The 19,507-nt window shown below is 70.1% G+C and carries 17 protein-coding genes, 3 tRNA genes and 1 riboswitch; of the genes, 17 read left to right on the top strand and 3 right to left on the bottom strand.

Features of this window, described 5'->3' with window-relative positions:
- Positions 1-37: 37 nt before the first annotated feature.
- Entirely contained in the window at positions 38-628 is a 591-nt protein-coding gene (locus JQX13_RS06735) for a MarR family winged helix-turn-helix transcriptional regulator (protein ID WP_203408234.1), read from the bottom strand.
- A gap of 275 nt (positions 629-903) precedes the next feature.
- Between JQX13_RS06735 and JQX13_RS06730 the strand changes: the two genes are divergently transcribed.
- The 3 genes from JQX13_RS06730 (at position 904) to JQX13_RS06720 (ending at position 4,007) form a co-directional block, all read left to right on the top strand.
- Positions 904-1,221, top strand: a complete 318-nt coding sequence (locus JQX13_RS06730) for a DUF3817 domain-containing protein (RefSeq protein WP_203408233.1) — start codon at positions 904-906, stop codon at positions 1,219-1,221.
- A gap of 393 nt (positions 1,222-1,614) precedes the next feature.
- Positions 1,615-2,241 (top strand): histidine phosphatase family protein, encoded by a 627-nt coding sequence (locus tag JQX13_RS06725; RefSeq protein WP_239014583.1) that lies wholly within the window; start codon positions 1,615-1,617, stop codon positions 2,239-2,241.
- A gap of 131 nt (positions 2,242-2,372) precedes the next feature.
- Complete coding sequence (locus JQX13_RS06720; protein ID WP_203408232.1) at positions 2,373-4,007, top strand: serine/threonine-protein kinase; 1,635 nt, start codon at positions 2,373-2,375, stop codon at positions 4,005-4,007.
- Positions 4,008-4,067: 60 nt separating this feature from the next.
- On the opposite strand, the gene JQX13_RS06715 is transcribed toward JQX13_RS06720, so the two are convergent.
- Entirely contained in the window at positions 4,068-4,448 is a 381-nt protein-coding gene (locus JQX13_RS06715) for a ComEA family DNA-binding protein (RefSeq protein ID WP_239014582.1), read from the bottom strand.
- Positions 4,445-4,699, bottom strand: coding sequence for a hypothetical protein (locus JQX13_RS06710; RefSeq protein WP_203408231.1), 255 nt, complete (start codon positions 4,697-4,699; stop codon positions 4,445-4,447). Before JQX13_RS06710 ends, JQX13_RS06715 begins: the two co-directional genes overlap by 4 nt.
- Before the next feature lie 257 nt (positions 4,700-4,956).
- Here JQX13_RS06710 and JQX13_RS06705 point away from each other — a divergent pair, with 257 nt between their 5' ends.
- From JQX13_RS06705 to JQX13_RS06640, 14 genes are all read left to right on the top strand, one after another.
- Positions 4,957-5,610: a hypothetical protein gene (locus tag JQX13_RS06705; RefSeq protein ID WP_203408230.1), complete on the top strand. Its 654-nt coding sequence runs from the start codon at positions 4,957-4,959 to the stop codon at positions 5,608-5,610.
- A 75-nt stretch (positions 5,611-5,685) separates the two neighbouring features.
- Positions 5,686-6,246 (top strand): FHA domain-containing protein, encoded by a 561-nt coding sequence (locus tag JQX13_RS06700; RefSeq protein WP_203408229.1) that lies wholly within the window; start codon positions 5,686-5,688, stop codon positions 6,244-6,246.
- A 6-nt stretch (positions 6,247-6,252) separates the two neighbouring features.
- Positions 6,253-6,409, top strand: a riboswitch (cobalamin riboswitch).
- A gap of 51 nt (positions 6,410-6,460) precedes the next feature.
- Positions 6,461-8,452 carry a TonB-dependent receptor plug domain-containing protein gene (locus JQX13_RS06695; protein ID WP_203408228.1) on the top strand — a complete coding sequence of 664 codons (1,992 nt, stop codon included), beginning with the start codon at positions 6,461-6,463 and terminating at the stop codon, positions 8,450-8,452.
- Positions 8,449-10,041, top strand: coding sequence for an MXAN_6577-like cysteine-rich protein (locus JQX13_RS06690; protein ID WP_203408227.1), 1,593 nt, complete (start codon positions 8,449-8,451; stop codon positions 10,039-10,041). Before JQX13_RS06695 ends, JQX13_RS06690 begins: the two co-directional genes overlap by 4 nt.
- Before the next feature lie 9 nt (positions 10,042-10,050).
- A complete protein-coding gene (locus JQX13_RS06685) occupies positions 10,051-10,923 on the top strand; it encodes an ABC transporter substrate-binding protein (RefSeq protein WP_203408226.1) in 873 nt (290 codons plus the stop codon).
- 2 nt (positions 10,924-10,925) lie between these two features.
- Complete coding sequence (locus JQX13_RS06680) at positions 10,926-11,984, top strand: FecCD family ABC transporter permease (protein ID WP_203408225.1); 1,059 nt, start codon at positions 10,926-10,928, stop codon at positions 11,982-11,984.
- A gap of 59 nt (positions 11,985-12,043) precedes the next feature.
- Positions 12,044-12,196, top strand: coding sequence for a hypothetical protein (locus JQX13_RS06675; RefSeq protein ID WP_203408224.1), 153 nt, complete (start codon positions 12,044-12,046; stop codon positions 12,194-12,196).
- A gap of 72 nt (positions 12,197-12,268) precedes the next feature.
- Positions 12,269-12,341, top strand: a tRNA-Glu gene (locus JQX13_RS06670).
- Positions 12,342-12,382: 41 nt separating this feature from the next.
- A tRNA-Leu gene (locus tag JQX13_RS06665) sits at positions 12,383-12,457 on the top strand.
- A gap of 18 nt (positions 12,458-12,475) precedes the next feature.
- Positions 12,476-12,550, top strand: a tRNA-Leu gene (locus JQX13_RS06660).
- 133 nt (positions 12,551-12,683) lie between these two features.
- Entirely contained in the window at positions 12,684-13,973 is a 1,290-nt protein-coding gene (locus JQX13_RS06655) for a hypothetical protein (protein ID WP_203408223.1), read from the top strand.
- 2 nt (positions 13,974-13,975) lie between these two features.
- Entirely contained in the window at positions 13,976-14,659 is a 684-nt protein-coding gene (locus JQX13_RS06650) for a cell surface protein (RefSeq protein WP_203408222.1), read from the top strand.
- 153 nt (positions 14,660-14,812) lie between these two features.
- On the top strand, positions 14,813-16,507 hold the full coding sequence (locus JQX13_RS06645; protein WP_203408221.1) for an FHA domain-containing protein: 1,695 nt from the start codon (positions 14,813-14,815) through the stop codon (positions 16,505-16,507).
- Positions 16,508-16,705: 198 nt separating this feature from the next.
- The gene (locus tag JQX13_RS06640; protein ID WP_430384201.1) at positions 16,706-19,486 is read left to right on the top strand and encodes a protein kinase domain-containing protein; all 2,781 of its coding nucleotides are present in this window, start codon (positions 16,706-16,708) and stop codon (positions 19,484-19,486) included.
- The last annotated feature ends 21 nt before the right edge of the window (positions 19,487-19,507 follow it).

Here is a 19,507-nt window from a genome sequence, read left to right as displayed (position 1 = left end):
GGTGGAAGCTTGCCAGGTGGGCTCGGGCGGCGGGGGTTCAGCTGCTGGCGCTCTTGCGCGAGTCGGTCTCGCCCCCCTCCGGCACCAGCACCTGCTCGTCGTCCTTGTGGGGGGCGGTGCCGTTGGGATTGTCGGCCTGGGGCTCACCGGCGCCCAGCTCCGCGGCGAGCGCGGTCAACACCTCCTGGGCGGCCAGGAGACGAGCACGGGGCAGGCGGGTGATGGCCCGCTCCACCGCGGCCTCCACCGTGCCCGTGGTGGGCACGTCCATCGCGCGGCCCGCATCGGTGAGGGCGAAGAGGGCCTTGCGCCCGTCGAGCGGATCCGACTTGCGCTCGATCAGCCCGCGCTTCTCCATCCGCTTGAGGACACCCGTCAGCGTGCTGGGGTGCACGTGCATGATGTTCGCGAGCCGGCCCGCGGTGATGTCTGGGATGCGGCCCACGAGCCGTAGCACCAGCCGCTGTGGGCCGGTCAGCCCGAGCGTGGACTCCATGCGCTTGGAGGTGGACTGCAGGCCATGATCCACGGCCCACAGCAATCGCATGAACTCCAACACTTCCCCCAGAGGGGGCATCTTGTTCTTGTCCGCGGTGAGCTGCTCGCCGAGCTCTTCGTTTGGCTTCATTTCTACAATGTCCCCTGAATTCTACCTTGCTGTCGCCCGTCCCTGTCCTTGGACAGGTAGTGCGTCCGGGCGCTACCTGCTTGCAAAATCAATCAACGGGTGCATCCCCGCGAGCCAGGGTGCACCAGCGCCTGGCTGGGAACGGACCATGTCATTGTTTGGTTCCCTACTTTCCCTTTTCAGCACCGAAGAAGCATAACGCATTGCGTCGTCGAGCTGGTGGGGGTGGAGGCGTTCGTCCACAGGCTCGCCATCCCTGGGGTAGGTTCTCCTCCATGCTGAAGACCGCCGTTGGACGTTTGCGTGCCGTTGCCCTGCTCGAGGGCGTCTCCTTTGTCGTGCTCCTCTTCATCGCCATGCCGTTGAAGTACCTGGCCGGCATGCCGCTGGCGGTGAAGCTGGTGGGCTGGGCGCACGGGCTGCTGTTCGTGCTCTTCATCCTCGCCCTCGCGGAGGCCGCCGCCACGCACCGCTGGTCGCTGCCGCGCGTGGTGGGCGCGTTCATCGCGTCGCTGCTGCCCTTCGGGACCTTCGTGCTCGACGCGCGGCTGCGCCGTGAGGAGCAGACCGCAGTGGAGCCGGCCTCGAGCTGAGTGAGGTAACGCGCAGGGGCCTTGCGCCGCCCTCGCGCACCACGAAGACGATGGTGGACGTATACGGCTTCATGAAGTGGGGGATGAACATGAACGGGCCCCGAGGTGCCCGGGAGTCATCCGCTTATCAAGAGGTTCTTCCGTTATGGCGGATGACAAAAACCCGTCACATCGCCCGGGGTGGGGGGCTCTCGGTCCATGTAGGGTTTAACGAAAGAAATCCAGGGGGGCTGCTCGGGGGGCGGGGGGGCATGGTATTCGGGAGCATGTCGGCGGTGCCCGTGATCCAGGGCCCGTGGCGCGGACATGACATGGAGGGGGGGGAATTACGGGAGGCACGATGTGGGCGAACACGGGAGTCAGTGAACGGCGGTCGGGCTGGAGGAGGGGGCGATGATGGACTGGCGACTTCCGAAGGGCGTGACGCGCATGGTGCTGGTGCGGCACGGACAGCCAGTGGAGGAGACGCGGGGCCGCTGCTACGGGCGGTTGGACGTGGGACTGTCCTCCACGGGGGTGATGCAGGCCGAGCGCGCCGCCCGTTTCCTGGCCGAGGCCCCCCTGCTGCGCATCTACACGAGCCCTCGCCAGCGGGCGCGGGAGAGCGCGGCGCCCCTGGCGGAGCTGAAGGGGATGGCGGTGGATACGGAGGATGCGTTCCGGGAGATCGACTTCGGTCTCTTCGAGGGCCTCACGTATGAGGAGGCGGAGAAGCGCTACCCGGAGGTGTACGCGCAGTGGATGGCGCATCCGGCCCGGGTTCGGTTCCCGGAGGGCGAGAGCTACTCGGAGATGCGCGAGCGGGTGCGGTCCGCGGGCCGGGAGCTGCGGACCCGGCACGCGGGAGAGACGTTCGTGTTGGTGTCGCACGGTGGCGTGAACCGGACGCTGCTGGCCGAGGCGCTGGGCATGCCGGACGACAACCTGTTCCGGCTGGAGCAGGGCTACGCGGCGGTGAACATCATCGACTTCTACGGTGACGAGCCCATCGTGAAGATGATGAACGTGACGTTCGGCTAGGAGCTGGCGTCGGGCTGCTGGAGACGGGCGAGGTGGGTGGGTCCGGAAGTCGTAGGCGGCCGCCGGCCATCGTCCCCCCCGATGAAGAGCTGGTCGCTCGAGGGGGGAAGGGCGGGGTAGGCTGGCCCTCCATGGAAGCCGCTGCTCCCCGAGTGCCGCACCCCGCCCGGCTGTTGCAGGAGTACCTGGACCAGGACGTCGTCCCGCGCGAGATGGCCATCGCGCGCTTCATGCGCGGGATGATGGTGCTTGGCTGTACGGCCTCGCTGCTGCTCATGGGAGTGATTGGCCAGGGCCTGTCACTGAGCCTCGCGGGACTGACGGGCGGGCTGTGTATCTATTACGCCCTCATGCTGCGGACACTGCAGCAGGGCGGCTTCCACCCGGCGATCCAATGGGTGGACAGCGCCATCACCGTGTCCATTCCGGCGGTGGCGTGTGCCACCGACGTGTACTTCCACGGGGCCGAGTACGCACTCACCACGCCACCGGCGCTCGCCTGGGGCGCGCTCATCGTGGTGTGCGCGCTGCGGGCGGGCAAGGCGCTGGCGTACGCGGCGGCGGCGCTCGCGGCGGTGGAATACATGGCGCTGTTCCTGCTCGTGATACAGCCGCGGCTCCCACCCGAGCCCCTGAGTACCCTGACGTTCCCGATGGTGCTGCTGCGCTGCGTGTTCCTCTTCGCCTATGGCCCCCTGGCGGCGACGCTGGCCGGCCTCATCGTGAGCAAGGCCGAGGACGCGCTGCGCGCCATCCGCGAGAAGGACGTCATGGGGAAGTACTTCCTCCACGAGCGGCTGGGCGCGGGCGGCATGGCCGAGGTGTTCCGCGCCACCTACAGCCCGGAGGGTGGCTTCGAGAAGCAGGTGGCCGTCAAGCGCATCCTCCCGGCCTACGCGGACAACGAGGAGTTCCTCGCCATGTTCCGGCGCGAGGCCGAATTGGGCTCGCTCCTCATCCACCCCAACATCGTGCAGGTGCTCGACCTGGGACGGCACCAGGGCACCGTCTTCCTGGCCATGGAGTTCGTGGATGGCATGCCGCTGAGCTCGCTGCTGCGGCGCCTCCCCGCGAGGCGGTTGCCTCCATCGGCGGTGGCCTTCCTCGGCGCGGAGGTCGCCTCCGCGCTGGCGTACATGCACGGACGCACGGGCCCCCGGGGTGAGCCGCTGGGCCTGGTGCATCGCGACCTCAACCCGCCCAACATCCTGTTGTCGCGCATTGGCGAGGTGAAGCTGTCGGACTTCGGCATCGCTCGCGCGGCCAATCAGCTCTCGCTCACCCAGGCGCAGACGGTGCGCGGCAAGGCGGGCTACATGGCGCCGGAGCAGGCCTACGGCCAGGCCCTGGATGGTCGCACGGATCTCTTCGCGCTGGGCCTCACCCTGCACGAGGCCCTCACCGGCGAGCGCGTCCTTCAGGGAGACAGCGAGGCGGCGTTGATGGTCGCCGCCACCAGACAGGAGCTGCTGCCTCCCTCCCACTTCGTGCCCGGCATCTCGCCCGCGCTCGACGCCATCATCATGGGGTTGCTCGTGCACGACCGGGAGCGGCGCACCCCCTCGGGCGAGGTGCTGCAGCAGCAGTTCCTGTCGCTCACCGGCGCCGAGGCGCCCCATCCCCACGGACGGAGGCAGCTGGTCGATGCCATGCGGCTGGTCATGACCCAGCCCTCCGTGCCCGTCCAGCCCCTCCAGCTCACGCCCGACATGGCGCTCACCGAGAAGGCCGACTCTCCCCCCCGGCCCCGGAGCGCCCGCCGCTGAGGAACCGCGTCGACGCGGGAGAGGGGAGGCCCGGAGCCTGGGAGCCCCTCTCCCGGGCGCTCAGGGCTTCGCCGCCGCGGGGACGGTGACGCGAACCTCGCCCATCTGAACCAGCGCCTTCTCCGCCTTCAGCGTCGTCGGGCCCTGCAGCGTCAGGTACGGCTTGAGCTTCAAGAACTGCTTCCTGCCGAAGCCCTTCACCCGCACCAACTCCTCGATGCGCTTGAAGGGCCGCTTCTCCCTCCAGGTGACGATGCGCTGCGCGGCCTTCTCGCCCACACCCGGAAGCAGATCCAACTGGGCCACCGTTGCCTCGTTCAGGTTCACCACGCCCGTGTACCGCGTCCGGGTCTTCGTGTTCGCCGCGCCCGCGCTTCCGGGCCCCAGCAGCACCAGTCCCAGCACCGCGGCCACCCACATCCCCATCACGCGCCCGCTCACGAGTGGCCTCCCACCGGCAGCGAGTCCAGCCCACCGTCGACCCCGTAGCGCCCGCCGCCGCCCGCCTGCACCGTGTCCTTCTTGTCCCCCGCCTCGCGCACGTGCAGCTTCCCGTCCAGCGGCAGCACATCCAGCAGCACGTTGAGCGAGCCATCCTTGTTCACGAAAGCACTCCCCGCTCGGACCCAGACGCTCCCGCCCTTGCCCTCGCGGATGGAGAACACCGCCAACCGCTTCCCCGCCGTCAGCATCGACCACCTCTTCGCTTCATCTTCGCGCCTCCATTGGCGCGCTCGCCGGGTTCCAGAGCAGGCGTCATGCCAGGGGCTCTTCCCTCGGAGTCCGCACCCGGGGCGCGTACAGTCGCGCTCGGATCGTCCCGGGCATGGGACGGCGTGGGGTTGCTCCAGGAGACGACATCCCGGAGTGCGAGGTGCTGGCGGGTTCCTTCCGTGTCGTCGAGGATGCGGTTGGGGCCGGAGACTCATCGACGAGGAGGCGCACGCTCATGCGCTTCGTGTTTCTAGCTGTCGTGGTGCTGTGTTCCCTGGTGGGTTGTTCCGCGGACAAGGGACGGCTCCGTCCCATCGCGGCGCCCCAGGTGCTCATCTCGAATGACGGCCGCGTCGCCGCCGCCGAGGACGGGGGCGTGCGGCTCGTGGCGAGCGGGGACTCCTGGAAGAACAATCCCTTCGATCTCGTGCGCTACCTCGCGCCGGTGGAGGTCGTCCTGGAGAACAACAGCGGCCGGACCCTGCGCATCCAGTACGGGGACTTCGAGCTGGTGGGCGAGGCGCACTACGCCGCGTTCGCGCCCCATACGCTGGGCGGGCTCGCGCCCCACGCGGGCTCCGGGCCCCGGATGCCGTCGCCTCCTCCCACGTACAGCCCGTACGGACGTTTCAACGAGGAGCCCCGCACCACCTGCTACACCTGCCCGCCCCCGGGCGCCACCCGGCTGCCGACGGAGGACATGCTGCGGCAGGCCTTCCCCGAGGGCATCCTCAAGGATGGAGCCTCCTGGACGGGCTTCCTCTATTTCGAGAACCCCGGCGCCTCCGAGCGCCAGGTCACGCTCCAGGCCCAGTTGGTGGACGCGAGCACCGGCGAGCGGTTCGGCACGCTGCGCATCCCCTTCCGGGTACACGGCTCCTCCCGCTGATCGAGGGGGACTGGTCGCTCTCGCCCTCCGTGCACACCCTGCGCGTCACCCGTTCGTGTGCTGGAGGGCGTTTCCGTGCACCTGAAGTTCTCCGTGCTCGCCTCACAATTCCTCGACGATCCCCAGTCCGTGCGACGCTCGGTGTGCTGGCCGGTGCTGGTGTGGGAGGCGCCTCCCGTGGGAGTGCGTCCCCTGTTCACCCGCAGCACGCTGACGGGGCTCTCGCTGAACCGGCCCACCGTCGCCGAGCCGCTGGTGCTCGAGGTGCGCAAGCGTCCTCAGGGCGTCGTCCCCCAGGCCTCGAGCATCACGCTGGGACGTACGCCGGACAACGACATCGTCGTGGAGGACCCCACGGTGTCCCGGGTGCACGCCACCTTCCGTGAGGAGACGCGGACCGGGGTCTGGTACGTGGCCGATGGCGGCAGCCACAACGGGACCTGGCACGACGGCACCCTGCTCATCCCCGGCCGGCCCGCGCCGCTCTTCGATCGCGCCTCGCTGCGCTTCGGGGACATGCTGGCCACCTTCCTCCACTTCTCCGCCTTCAATCAGTTCATCCTCGACTGGCTGGCCCGCCACTCCCGAGGCGCCCGGTCGTACGTCAGCGAGGGTGGCTTGACGCGCGGGGGTTGAGCCCCTAGGAAGGGCCTGCCCTTGGGTGCCCATGTCGGGCCTTCAAGAGGGAAGCCGGTGCGAGTCCGGCGCGGTCCCGCCACTGTGATCGGGCAGCCCGGCGCGATGTGCGCCTCGGCTGGAGCCCGGCAGCCAGGAGACCTGCCCAGGGGTGTGGGCGTGGAGCGCCCGCGCTGGCCTTCTCTCTTCGACGGAGAGAGCGGAAGGCGGATCCATGCGGTGGTCGCACCTCGCCGGGCGGTGGTTGTGCCTGGCGCTCAGCACGAGCGGTTCCGCGTTTGCCCAGCAGGCGGTGGAGCCTCCTGTCCAGGACACGCCTCCCGTCTCGGACTCCTCCGGTGGCGAGCCCCTGCTCGTTCCCACCGTGGAGGTGGAGGAGGCGCCCGTCGCCGCCGAGCCCCCGGACTCGGCCTCGAGGCGTGACCCGAGCGGCGCCCTCACCGTCATCCGCGTGGACGAGTTCGGCGGCGCGGCCCGAGACACCGCGGCGATGCTGTCCACCGCGCCCGGCGTCACGCTGCAGGACCTGGGGGGTTACGGGCAGAGCAAGAGCGTCGTGGTGCGGGGCGCGTCCTCGAACGGGACGTTGGTGCTGCTCGACGGCATTCCCCTCAATGGCGCGGGAGGCATCGCGGACCTGTCGCGCGTGCCCGCGGCCCTGGCCGAGCGCTTCGAGGTGCTGCGTGGCGGCGCGGGAGCGCGCTATGGCTCGGGCGGGTTGGGGGGCGCCATCAACATCATCACCCGCCGTCCCGGCGCGAACGCGCGCGTGGCGGGAGAGCTGTCCTACGGCAGTTGGGACTCGGGGCTCGGGTGGCTGTCGGCCTCGGGGCCGCTCGCGGGAGGCGAGGCGCTGCTGCTCCTCCATGGGGGCACCTCCAGCGGACGCTTCCCGTACCTCTTCGATCCGAGCCCCACGCTGCCCGGGGACGCGCTCCTCGAGCGCCATCGCACCAACAACGACGCGCGGGGGGCGGGGGGACTGCTGAGGCTGCGGCGCGAGCTGGGGGGAGGCGTCTCCGCGGATCTGCTGGGTGAGCTCTCCTTCGACGAGCGGGGCCTCGCCGGCACCGCGCAGAACCCGAGCGAGGATGCGCGCCAGTCCGGAGGGCGGGGCTCGGCGAACCTGCGCCTGTCGGGCACGCTGCCGGGGGGAGTCCAGACGAACGCGCGCGCGTACTTCCGCCGGGACCGGGTGGCGCTGTCCGGTGGGCCCTGGAGCGGGGAGGACCCGCAGGTGCAGCGGTTGGGCGGGGTGGAGGTGGAGGGACAGGTGCTGCTGGGCGGGTGGCATTCTGTCTCCGCGCTGCTGGGCGTGGGCGGTGAGTCGGTGACCGCCGCTGAGACGACCGAGGCCTCGGAGGGCGAGCCGACGTGGCTGCGCGCCAGTGTGATGGCGATGGACGAGGTTCTGCTGTGGGACGGGCTGCTCACCGTCGCGCCCTCGCTGCGCGTGGAGCGGGCGGGCCCGTACACGCTGCTGTCCCCGAAGGTGGGCGCCACCGTGTTGCTGCCCTCGGGCTTCGAGCTGCGCGCCAACGCGGGCCGCTCCCATCGCGCGCCCTCGTTCCTGGAGCTGTACGTGCGTCAGGGCACGCTGCTGCCCAACCCGGACCTGCGCCCCGAGCGAGCGCTGTACGCGGACGCGGCGGTGGTGCATCGCTCGGAGGTGTCCTTCGCCTCGGTGGGGGGCTTCGCCAGTCTCTACGAGGACCTCATCTCCTACGAGGCCTACCCGCCCGGCGCGGCCAGGCCGTACAACTTCGCCAACGCGCGCGTAATGGGGCTGGAGGCCGAGGGCGAGTGGCGGCCCCACCGGTTCCTCTCCGGCGCCTTCAGCTACACGCTCACCGTGTCGAGCGATCTGCAGCGGGACGGGCGCTTCTACCTGCGCGAGCTGCCCTACCGGCCGCGCCACAAGCTGTCCGCGCGGGTCCTGGGTGGACCCCGGTGGCTCACGGGGCGCGTGGAGCTGGTGGCCCAGTCGGCGCACTTCCTCACCCGGGATGGCGCGATGTCGCTGCCCGGGCGTGCCTTCGTCCACGCGGGCGTGTCCAGCACCTTCGGCTCGCGCACGGAGCTCACGGTCTCCTGCGAGGTGAAGAATGTCCTCGATGCGCGCGCCGAGGACTTCGTCGGTTACCCGCTCCCCGGCCGCGCCGTGTACGTGTCGGTGGCGGGTGCTTTCGAGAGGGAGGCACGATGAGAGGAGGAGCCCTCGGGGTTCTGTTGCTGGTGATGGGGTCCGCGCTGCTGGCCGGGTGCCCGACGGATGAGTTCCTGTGCTCCGAGGGGCTCACGCTCTGCGGCGGCAATAGGTGCGTGGACCTTTCCAGCGCTTCCTCCGACTGTGGCGCCTGTGACGTGGCCTGCTCCGCCACCGAGGTCTGTATCGAGAGCGCCTGCCGCTGCCGCGCGGGGGCCACGCTGTGCGATGGGCAGTGCGTCGTCACCGCGTCGGACCCGTCCCACTGCGGTGGATGCGCGGGAGCGGGGGGCGCGGCGTGCTCGCCGGAGCAGGTGTGCGAGCAGGGGCAGTGCAAGGACTCCTGCACCCTGGCGGACTCCAAGCTCTGTGGGCGCTCGTGCGTGGACCCGGACACGGATGCCTTCAACTGTGGTGCCTGCGGGAACGTGTGCGCGGACTCCCGGAGTTGCAGGGGCGGCATCTGCACCTATGACGTCGTCGCCGCGTGCTTCAACACCGGGCAGGTGGTGGGCATCCAGGCGGAGTCGGACGTGAAGGGACCCGCGATGGCCGTGGGGACCAGTCCCCTGACCGTCGCGCGCATGCAGGATGTGCTGCTGGTGCTGGATGCCTCCTCGAGGCTGCTCCAGGCCCGGCTCATCGACTACGGCGAGCTGGAGGCACGCAACACCACGGGCCTGGTCCCCAATCACCTGCTCGTCGAGGAGCCCTACGTCTACATCCTCAACTCCACGAGCAACACCCTCCAGATCCTCCAGCGGAAGGATGCGCCCTCCTTCAACCACAGCCCGCAGTTCCCCAAGGGCGTCACGCTCACCGACGTGGGCAGCGTGAATTTCGGTGCGAACACCAACCCCTATGCGTTCGCATTGCAGGGCTCGGATGCCTACGTCACGCTGCTGGGCAACCTGCAGACGGATTCCTCCGCGGGTGGACGGGTGGTCCGGGTCTCGGTGGCGGACCCCACCCGGCCCGTCATCACGGACGTCTTCAAGTTGCCCACGGGCGAGGCCCTGATGCCCTTTCAGGGTCGCACCACCGTTCCCGCGCCCGCGGGGATCGCCATGCGCCGGGGCTGGATGTACGTCGCGCTCGGCAACCTGGAGCCCGGGAACTTCTCCGTGGGAGGCCCCGGTTTCCTGGTCCGCATCGATCTCACCACCCGCGAGATGCGTCTCATCGCGCTCGGCGAGGAGTGTCTCAACCCGTTCTGGGTCGTCCCCGTGGGCGAGCGGCTTCTCGTGAGCTGTAGCGGCGCCGCGACCTATGACCGCAACTTCAACCTCATCGACGTGAAGGGGACCGGGCTGGTGCTGCTCGACGCGGATGACCACGTGCTCGACTCGCTCGCGCTGCGGTGCCCGGAGGGGACCTCGTGCCAGCGCGCCTCCGCGGGCCGTTTTTCCGTGGTGGGCAACCGCGCCTACGTGGGTGACAACAACGCGGGCCGTGTCTTCGTCATCGAGGTGGTGGGTGACTCGCTCGTGGAGCGGCGCGGGCTGGGGCCCGGTGCCGCGCCCCCCCTCCTCGTCTGCCCTCGGAACAATGGGCCCTCCCTCGTCGGTGACGTCATCGCGATTCCCTGAGACTCCCTCATGAAGACCCGCCTCGTTCCGTTCGTCCTGCTCGCCGCGCTCTGCCTCGTCACCGCCGCGCGCGCCGCTCCCCCCAAGGGAGGTCCCCGCTTCCTCGGCCCCAAGCCTCCCGAGAAGGTGAAGCGCGTGGTGACGCTCGCCCCGTCGTTCACGGAGACGGTGATGGCGCTCGGAGCGGGGAGCACCCTCGTGGGGGTCTCCCGCTTCGATGAGGCCAAGGAGGTGGCCGGACTGCCTCGCGTGGGCGGCTTCATCGACCCTTCCATCGAGGCGGTAGTGGCCCTCGAGCCGGACCTCGTGCTCGTCCAGCCGGGGCCGGGCAACCAGCGGTCCGTGGAGAAGCTGGCCGAGCTCGGCATCCCCGTGCTGTTGCTGCCCCTGCACACCGTGGCCGATACCCTGGCCGCCCTCCGCGCCGTGGGCAAGGCCCTTGGGAAGGAGACGGAGGCCGCCGCCCTCGTGCAGCGCATCGAGTCCACCCGCGTCCGCATCCGCGAGGCCTCCAGGAAGCTCGAGTCGCCGCGCGTCCTGTTCGTCTATGGCTTCACGCCGCTCGTCGTCGCCGGCCCCGGCTCCTTCGCGGACGAGCTGCTGCGCGATGCGGGAGCCCGCAACGTGGCGGCGGACGCGAGTGGGGCCTACCCCGTCTATCCCGTCGAGCGCGCGGTGGGGGTCTCGCCGGACGTGGTGGTGGATGCCTCGGACGTGGACGTGGGCAAGGACACGCTGCGCGCGCTCCTCTCCGAGTCCCGGTGGGTGGAGGTGCCGTCCATGGCGCTGCTCCAGCCGGGGCCCTCGCTGGGTCGCGGGCTGGAGGAGCTGTTCCAGTTGCTGCACCCCACCGTGAAGCCCGACGCGGGGATCGCGCGCTAGCCATGCGAGAGCGGGGCAAGGGCTTCACGTTGGCGCGGGTGCTCGGGCTCTGCGGGGTGTTCCTCGTCCTGATGCTCGTGGCGTTCCTCGTGTCCGTCCGCTTCGGGGATCAGCCCATCTCCCTTCACTCCGCCTTGTTCGGGAAGCCCACGTCCAAGGACGCCCTCATCTTCTGGTCCGTCCGGATGCCGCGCGCCGTGCTGGCGGCCCTCGTCGGCGCGGGGCTCGCCGCCTCCGGGACCACACTGCAGGGCGTGCTGCGCAACCCGCTGGCGGACCCCTTCATCCTCGGCGTCTCTGGCGGCGCGGCGCTCGGGGCCACCCTGGCCCTGGCCGTGGGGCTCGCCTCCGTGGGTGAGGTGGCTCCAGACCTCGGGGGCGGGCTGGCGCGCCTCTCCGCACCGACGCTGTTCGCCTTCGTGGGGGCCGTGGCGGCCATGCTCTTCGTGCTCGCCGCGAGCCGCGGCCATGGGGGCCGTACGCCCGATGTCGCGCTCCTCATCGGCGTCGTCTTCAATTCCTTCGCGTCCGCGGTCATCACGCTTATCAAGACGCTCTCCGACCCGAACCAGCTGGGGGCGATCCTCCACTGGCTCGCGGGAACCCTCGGCCACGAGCGCGCTGGAACGCTCGCCCTGTCCGTGCTCCTCCAGGTCGCGGCCATCGGTGTGATGCTCGCGCTTTCAGGACGACTCAACCTGCTCACGCTGGGAGACGAGGACGCGGCCTCGCTCGGCGTGTCCGTGGCGAGCACGCGGCGGTTGTTGCTCCTCGCCGCGAGCGCCAGCGTGGCCGGTGCCGTGGCGCTCTCGGGGCTCATCGGCTTCGTGGGGCTCATCGTGCCCCACCTGCTGCGGCTCGCCTTCGGGCCGGACCAGCGGCTGCTCGTTCCGCTCTCCGCGCTCGGAGGCGCGGCGTTCCTCATGCTCGCGGACCTGCTGGCGCGGCTGACCTTCCCGCTGTTCGGCGGCGATCCCCCCGTGGGCGTGGTGACGGCGCTGCTGGGGGGGCCGCTGTTCCTCGCGCTCCTGTACCGGCGCGGGCGGCTCACGGCGGCCTGAATGTCGTTGTCAGGAATGCGTTTCCGCCGCGTCTTTTCTCGATGAAAGGAGCGGTGACCATGACGACGGTGACGACGCAGAGCCCGATGAATCCCAAGCACCTGAACGACGCTGATACTGGCATCGACGCGCTCTCGCGTACCGGTCTGGATACCGCTCTGGACCTCCTGCTCGGCCTGGAGCTGCTTCTTGGCCGATGGCCCGGACTCTGATCTCCCGCGTCCTCGTTCCAAGACGAGGCACGGACCCAGAGGCCGGGCTCCCAGAAAGGGACCCGGCCTCTTGCCCCGTTCGTCTATCGGCGAAGGACACCGCGCTCTCAATGCGGAAAGACGGGTTCGACTCCCGTACGGGGTACTCGCAGCACACGCTCCTGGATGCGATTGGAGCGCAGTCCCGCCGAAGTAGCCCAACTCGGTAGAGGCCCCAGATCGAGAGTCTGGTGGTTGCGGGTTCGAATCCCGCCTTCGGCACTCGCAGTCGAAACACACGCCGCGGTAGCCCAACCTGGTAGAGGTGCTGCGCTCAGAACGCAGAGGTTGCGGGTTCGAATCCCGCCCGCGGTACTCCTCATTGTCGTCCATCCTCCACGCGAGGCCCACTCCTGGTGCGAGGTGGACGGAGCATTTGACAAGACCTGCCCCGCCGCCGTATCCGCGCCCCCCTCTTCGGTTACTCCACATGAGGAGCGGGACGCGCATGAAGACAGCAATGATGGGTTCGCGAGGGGTGGGTCGCTTCGTATGGGTCCTGGGTGCCTTGTCGCTGGGGCTGCTGGGCACCGGCTGTACTCAGGAGTGCATCGACCAGTTCGACTGCATCGCCCAGAGGGGCACGCTTCCCAAGGGGCAGGAGTACGTGTGCCAGGACAACCGCTGCGTGGAGCGGGACGTCACGGATGCGGGCACCGGGCCGACGGATGGCGGTAACGAGCCGACGGACGACGCGGGCACCGACGCGGGAGTCGCGTGCGCGGACCTGCCACATGACGAGAAGCTCGGCACGCTGCAGCTCCAGACGGGCTACGCCGCCGCCGAGTCCGCCGCGCTCCCCGAGGGACTCATCGCGGTGACGGCCATCCCGAGCGGCGCCGAGTTCAAGCTGTACGGCCTGAGCGGAGGAACCGACAACAGCCTCTACGAGCTCGGCACCTGGCCCAACATCGTCGCCAGCACGACGCCCCTGCAAGCCGTCATCCCCGAGGCGGATCGTGGCAGCAGCACGTATTTGAGCGGCTTCCTGGCCAACGATGGCACCCGGCTGCTCGCCGGCTACACGAAGTCGGGCCCCATCGAGAACATCCCTGGCTCGGTCCTGGTGTACGACACGGCCAGCCCGGATAAGTCCTCCCACGTGTCCGCGAACGGCAACTTCTCCGCGGTCGGTGTCTCCGGGGCCTTCCTGTTCAACGGCCAGGGCGTCGAGGGTTCCTCCGAGGGGGGCAGTGGCGTCTACGCGTTGAAGACCGGGACACCTCCCTTCCAGGGGTCGAAGCTGGCGACCTTCCCGGTGGATGCTCCCGCCAGCGGCTACACGGCGGCGACGAGCCAGGAGATCGCCGTGCTCGGATACAGCGTTCCCAACCCCTCGGGCCCGTTCGACCCCTACATCAACCACCTGCTCGCGGTGGCCCCCGCGACGTACACGCCGGCGCTCTCGGGCGGTACGACCCTGGCGCTCACCGCGGAGAATGCTCCGGAGATCTACGCGGGCAGTGATCTCTTCGCGGTGGCCGGCTTTGGTCAGGGTGTGGCGCTCCACCGTGGCCATTACGATGCGTCGTTCAATGCGCTCACGAACGATGTCTCGCGCATCGAGCTGACGACGGGCATCGAGCCGAAGGCGGTCGTCGTGGGCGAGCTCGCGCCCGTGCTCACCACCCAGAATACCTGCACCAACGTGGTGTTGATGGCCCCGCTGGGCACGAATCTGCTCGTGGGCGTGAAGGACAAGAACGGCAGCCGGCTCGTCCTCGTCCAGAAGCAATAGCCATGAGGACCCACGGCACCCCGGCGCGCTGGAGCGCCTGTCTCGTCACCGCCTTGCTCGTCACCGGCTGCGGAGGTCCCTCCGACGAGGAGGAGCCGAAGACTCCGGTGGTCTGCGCGAGCGAGAACGACCCGTTCGCCGACAAGGTGGTGTCCTTCTCGCCCGGCCCGTTCGCCGGCTTCGGCCAGGATGGCTATCCGGACATCGTGCTCGGACCGCCCCACGGGGGTGGCTCCGGCATGGGCTCGCTGGACGTGCTCTCGCTCGGCGAGCGGGGGGAGATCGTCCTCGAGCTCACCGACATCGGCGTGGTGGATGGGCCCGGCGTGGATCTGCTCGTCTTCGAGAACCCCTTCGGCAACTTCGCGGAGACGGGCTTCGTCTCCGTGAGCGAGGATGGCCAGACGTGGCACGACTTCCCCTGTGCTCCCACGGACAGGGCCAACGGCTCCCCTGGCTGCGCGGGCGTGAAGCACGTGTTCTCCTCGCCGGACAACGGCATCAGCCCCACGGACCCGTCCGTGGCGGGCGGTGATGGTTTCGACCTGGCCACCCTCGGCGTGGCCCGGGCGCGCTTCGTCCGCATCAAGGACAGCGGGGAGAACGCCTATGGGTCCACGTCGGGCGGGTTCGACCTGGACGCGATCGTGGTGGTGAACGGCTCTCCCGTCTGCGAGTGGCGGTGACGGGAGACTCCCCGGAGGCGCCGGGCGCTCGGGGAGCCGGTGTGGCTCCACCGGCCGGGGACGCTCCGGAGTCCCTGGAGGATTCGACTCCGGGTCTCAATCCGCTGCCCGTATGCGAACGAAGCGCCCGGGTCGTGTAATCTCCCCGCCGCGATGTGGCAGATCATCATCAACGGCCCGGGTTACTTCGACACTGCCTACGAGCTGCCAGAGGGCGTCACGCACCTCGGCCGCGCGGATGAGAACGACATCGTCCTGGGCGGAGACCTCGTCTCTCGGCGACATGCCCGCCTCGTCGTGGAGGGGGACAGTCTGAGCATCGAGGACCTCGGCAGCCGCAACGGCAGCCGCGTCAACGGCACGCCCCTTCAGGGCCGCCTCGAGCTGAACCCCGGCGACACCATCTCCCTGGGTGAGAACACCCTCTCGGTGCGCCAACCCCACCAGGTGGAGAACGCCGCCACCGAGATGGTGGACCTGGGCGCCGGGGGCGTGCGCCGCTTCGGCCATGGGGATGACGTGGGGCCCTCCGTCATCCTCACCAAGAACATCAAGAACGTGGACCTGCTGCGGGCGCTCGACAACTTCTCCAGCCCCTTCGACAGCATCCCCGCCACCGCCGCGCCCCTCGCCCCGGCGCCTCCCTCACCTCCCTCGCCTCCTCGCGGCGCCTACGAGACGCTCGTCCTCCTCTTCCACGTCGCGGAGGCGCTCGCCACCGCCTCGAACCTGACGGCCTTCCTCGAAGTCACCATGGACCGGGTGCTCGAGCGCATCGGCGCCACCACCGCCGTGGTGCTGCTGCGCCATCCCACCGGGGTGCTGGTCCCCGCCGCCGTGCGCCACCGTGGCAAGCTCGCCAAGGGCGAGGTGCCCGTCTCCGATGGCATCATCGAGGAGGCCCTGCGCCAGGGTCGCGCGCTCCTGGTGGGCGACGTGCGCGACGACCGCCGCTTCGCCGGCCGCGAGAGCGTCATCCTCTATGGCGTGGACCGGGTGCTCTGCATCCCCATCGGCATCGAGTCGCCCTTCTCCGGCGTCCTCTACGTCAACACCTCCGCGAAGAACGACACCGAGCTGGAGGTCATGCTCGATGCCTGCACCGCCGTGGCGCACCTGGTGGCCACGGGCGTGCAGAAGTTCTCCGGCTCCTCGGGCGGGCTGGCCTCGCGCCACCATCTGGAGCGCTTCCTCTCGCCCGAGGTGGCCGAGCGCCGCGCCGCCGAGCTCCAGCAGCGCCCGGGCGGCAAGCTGCCCGGACTGGAGGAGCGCAACCTCACCGTCGTCCACGCCGAGCTCGTCGGCTTCGGCGCGCTGTGCTCCCGCATCGGCGCCGAGCGCGCCACCGTGCTGCTCAACGACTTCCACTCGCGCCTGGGCGGCCTCGTCTTCAGCTTCGAGGGCACCCTGGAGACCTTCGTCGGCGAGTCGCTCCGCGCCCTCTTCGGCTCTCCCTTCTCCAAGCTGGATGATCCCGTGCGCGCGGTGCGCGCCGCGCTCGCCCTGCGCGCCGATTGGGAGCGCTACATGGCCCGCCGCCCCATGGACGAGCGGTGCGAGCTGCGCATCGGCATCACCACCACCCGGGCCCTCGTGGGGCTGGTGGGCCCCGAGTCCCGTCCCTCGTACACCGCCGTGGGCGAGGGCGTGCAGGTGGCCTCGTTGCTGGCTGGCACCGCCATGCCCGGCCAGGTGCTCATCACCGGCAAGACGCTGGCCGTCATCGGCGCCCGCTTCGACGTGGTTCCCCTCGGCGAGCGCCTCATCCGCCCCCCTCGCGACAAGGTCGCCGCCTTCGAGGTCGTGGACGAGGACATCCCCCAGCTCACCAATCCCGGTGTGCGCTGAGGTGGGATTGTGTGGTGGAAAGTTGGGATTGAGGCTCGCACTGGGACCCAGATCAATGCGAGCATGGGCGCTCCCCCCTGCGAGCATGAGCGCCCCTCGTCCGGCATGAACCCGTCGTCATCGAACGCTCGACTGCGTCCGTTCCGGCCGGTGCCGTTCGGCCGCTACACGCTGCTGACCCAGCTGGCCACCGGTGGCATGGGGGAGATCTTCCTCGCGCGGCTGGAGGGGGCGCAGGGCTTCGAGAAGCTGTGCGTCATCAAGAAGATATTGCCGCAGTTGGCGGAGGATCCGGAGTTCGTGGAGCGCTTCGTGGGCGAGGCGCGCACGCTGGTGAAGCTGTCGCACGGCTCCATCGCGCAGGTGCTGGACATGGGGCTGCACGAGGGCGAGGCGTACATGGCCCTCGAGTATGTGGACGGCAAGGACCTGCGCAAGGTGGCGGCGCGGGCGCGTGACAGGCAGAGGCCGCTGCCGCTCACCTTCGTGCTGTTCGTGATGGGCCGGGTGCTGGACGCGCTCGCCTACGCGCACCGCAAGAAGGGCGATGACGAGGGGGAGCTGAACCTCGTCCACCGGGACATCTCGCCGCAGAACATCCTCATCTCCTACGAGGGGGAGGTGAAGGTCATCGACTTCGGCCTGGCCAAGAGCCGGCTGAGCGCGGCGAAGACGAACCCGAGCATCATCCTCGGCAAGTTCCTCTACATGTCACCGGAGCAGGCCCGGCACCTGCCGGTGGATCGCCGCAGTGATTTGTACGCGGTGGGTCTGTGCCTCTACGAGCTCATCTCCGGGAGGAACCCCTTCGGTCAGCTGCCTCCGGGCGAGCTGATGTCCGCCGTGGCCCAGCCGAACATCCCGCCGATGAGCCAGGTGGTGCCGTCCGTGCCGCCCGCGGTGGAGCAACTGGTGATGAAGGCGCTGGCGGTGGACCCGGCGCAGCGCTTCCAGACGGCCGAGGAGCTGCGCGCGAAGCTGAACGCGTGCCTGCTGGAGATGGATCCCTCCTCGGGGCCCGAGAGCGTCAGCCGGTCCATGCACGAGCTGTTCGGCGCGGAGTACCAGGCCGAGCGGCGGCTGCTCGCGAGCCTGCGCGAGGTGGGGCGCATGCCCGAGCCGGAGCCCGTGGTGATCGGCATGCCGGAGGGGACGCCGCCGAGGCCCTCTCCGACGCTGCCGCCGAAAACCATCCGGCTGGATGGCCCCGTCGAGCCGCTCTCCTTCAGGCCCACGCCTCGCGCTCGGGAGGGTGGACCGGTGCGCGAGGAGGGCGAGACGCGGCCAGCGGTGACGGTGGTGGAGGAGCCCACGAGGCCCGCCGTCGCCGTCGAGGCCATCGAGGAGTCCAGGCGCGAGCGGCATTCTCCCCCGGGCGGCTCGCCCACGGTGGATGTGTCGGGGCTCACGACTCCTCCGGCGCCCAGGCCCGTGGCGCCTCCTGTTCTGTCGGCGGAGCCGGGCTCCGGCGTGGGACGGGGCACGGGGACGCACCGGGCCGCCACTCCCTCCGTGCCTCCGGTGCTGTCGGCGGAGCCGAATTCTGGCGCGAGGCGGAGCGCGGGGACGCACCGGGCCGCTACTCCCGCCACTCCCGCCGCGCCTCCGGTGCTGTCGGCGGAGCCGAATTCTGGCGCGAGGCGGGGCGCGGGGACGCACCGGGCCGCGACTCCCACCACTTCCGTCGCGCCTCCGGTGCTGTCGACGGAGCCAGGTTCTGGCTCGGCTCCGGCGTCCGGTCCTGTTTTCCCACCTGCCGCGCCTCCCGTCGTTCCCCTGGTGGTGCAGCCGCCCCCGGAAGTGGTCGCCATCGAGGACACTCCGCTCTGGTCGGAGCCACTGAGCGCGGGCGAGGGTTCGCACGCCACCGCGGTTCCTCCGGTCCGTTCCGAGACGGAGGAGGTTCCCGGGCTGGGGGGCTCCTCATCGGAGGAGGCGGATGCCCGGTTCGAGCCCACGGGCGAGACGCCCCTCGCGGGCACCGGGAACGCGGACGAGGGGGCCGTGGACGTGGGCCTGGAGGACACGCAACCGCGCATCCATCTTCCGCGCGAGATGCACGAGGACACGCAGCCGCGCGTGTCCCTGCTGGATGTCTATCGCCAGGACACGCAGCCGCGCGTGGTGCTCGATGAGTCGCTCCTCCGCGACTCGCCGGATGAGGAGGATGTGACCCAGGAGAACAGGAAGAAGCCTCGCCGGCGTGTGACGTCGACGGGTGTTCCCGTGTCCTCCCCGCGCCAGACGTCCTCCTCCTCTCACAGGGCCGTGGCCCAGGCCCAGCCCGCCCAGGACAAGGAGATCACCCGTCGCACGGCCGTCCCGAAGCGGCCGGGGCTCCCATGGGGGATGATCATCATGGGGCTCGCGCTGCTGCTGACGGGCCTGGGCGTGGGGGCCGCCGCCTTCTTCCTTCAGCACCCCGTGGACTCCGAGACGGTGGAGCCTCCACCCGCGCGTCCCGTGCTCCCCTCGGGAGGCAAGACGGCCCGGGCTCCGTCCGTCGCCCCTTCGTCTGTCCCCGCTCCCGAAGCCGCGGCGCCTTCCACCGCTGGGGGCGCCCCCGTCCCGGGTGGTACGCGGACGGCCCCTCCTGCTCCGGAAGAGGCACCCGCCGCGGCTGCCGCTCCCGAGATGGCAACGGCCCCGGACGCGGGCTCCTCCATGGTCGAGCCCTCTCCCGAGGAGTCGCTGCTCGCTCCGCTCAATGACCCGCAGCCGGCTCCCAGCAAGCGTCCACCGCCGCGCAAGCGCTCCTCGCGCAACGCGTCGACCCTGCAGAAGGAGTGGGCCCGCACGCGCAGCGCCTACAAGGCGCTCACCCGCGTCTACGCGTGCGAGAGCCTCAACTTCCTGTGCAGCCGTTACGAGGACCTCGAGGCCGAGGTGGTGGGCATGGGCGACGTCGAGAGCCCCGAGCTGCTCGGCAAGGTGAAGGCGCTGTACCGGGAGATCCAGAAGAGGAAGGGCGGCTCCTGACGCTCCTCGATATCCAGGGAC

The sequence above is a fragment of the Archangium violaceum genome, from assembly GCF_016859125.1.
GTDB lineage: Bacteria > Myxococcota > Myxococcia > Myxococcales > Myxococcaceae > Archangium > Archangium violaceum_A.
Note: the sequence above shows the minus strand (reverse complement) of the source record. Positions and strands in the feature narration are given on the sequence as shown.

What these genes read in the sequence shown, in the direction of transcription:
- JQX13_RS06735 (WP_203408234.1), bottom strand. Translation starts at nt 628, where the DNA reads ATGAAGCCAAACGAAGAGCTCGGCGAGCAGCTCACCGCGGACAAGAAC.
- JQX13_RS06730 (WP_203408233.1), top strand. Translation starts at nt 904, where the DNA reads ATGCTGAAGACCGCCGTTGGACGTTTGCGTGCCGTTGCCCTGCTCGAG.
- JQX13_RS06725 (WP_239014583.1), top strand. Translation starts at nt 1,615, where the DNA reads ATGATGGACTGGCGACTTCCGAAGGGCGTGACGCGCATGGTGCTGGTG.
- JQX13_RS06720 (WP_203408232.1), top strand. Translation starts at nt 2,373, where the DNA reads ATGGAAGCCGCTGCTCCCCGAGTGCCGCACCCCGCCCGGCTGTTGCAG.
- JQX13_RS06710 (WP_203408231.1), bottom strand. Translation starts at nt 4,699, where the DNA reads ATGCTGACGGCGGGGAAGCGGTTGGCGGTGTTCTCCATCCGCGAGGGC.
- JQX13_RS06705 (WP_203408230.1), top strand. Translation starts at nt 4,957, where the DNA reads ATGCGCTTCGTGTTTCTAGCTGTCGTGGTGCTGTGTTCCCTGGTGGGT.
- JQX13_RS06695 (WP_203408228.1), top strand. Translation starts at nt 6,461, where the DNA reads ATGCGGTGGTCGCACCTCGCCGGGCGGTGGTTGTGCCTGGCGCTCAGC.
- JQX13_RS06690 (WP_203408227.1), top strand. Translation starts at nt 8,449, where the DNA reads ATGAGAGGAGGAGCCCTCGGGGTTCTGTTGCTGGTGATGGGGTCCGCG.
- JQX13_RS06685 (WP_203408226.1), top strand. Translation starts at nt 10,051, where the DNA reads ATGAAGACCCGCCTCGTTCCGTTCGTCCTGCTCGCCGCGCTCTGCCTC.
- JQX13_RS06680 (WP_203408225.1), top strand. Translation starts at nt 10,926, where the DNA reads ATGCGAGAGCGGGGCAAGGGCTTCACGTTGGCGCGGGTGCTCGGGCTC.
- JQX13_RS06675 (WP_203408224.1), top strand. Translation starts at nt 12,044, where the DNA reads ATGACGACGGTGACGACGCAGAGCCCGATGAATCCCAAGCACCTGAAC.
- JQX13_RS06655 (WP_203408223.1), top strand. Translation starts at nt 12,684, where the DNA reads ATGAAGACAGCAATGATGGGTTCGCGAGGGGTGGGTCGCTTCGTATGG.
- JQX13_RS06650 (WP_203408222.1), top strand. Translation starts at nt 13,976, where the DNA reads ATGAGGACCCACGGCACCCCGGCGCGCTGGAGCGCCTGTCTCGTCACC.
- JQX13_RS06645 (WP_203408221.1), top strand. Translation starts at nt 14,813, where the DNA reads ATGTGGCAGATCATCATCAACGGCCCGGGTTACTTCGACACTGCCTAC.
- JQX13_RS06640 (WP_430384201.1), top strand. Translation starts at nt 16,706, where the DNA reads ATGGGGGAGATCTTCCTCGCGCGGCTGGAGGGGGCGCAGGGCTTCGAG.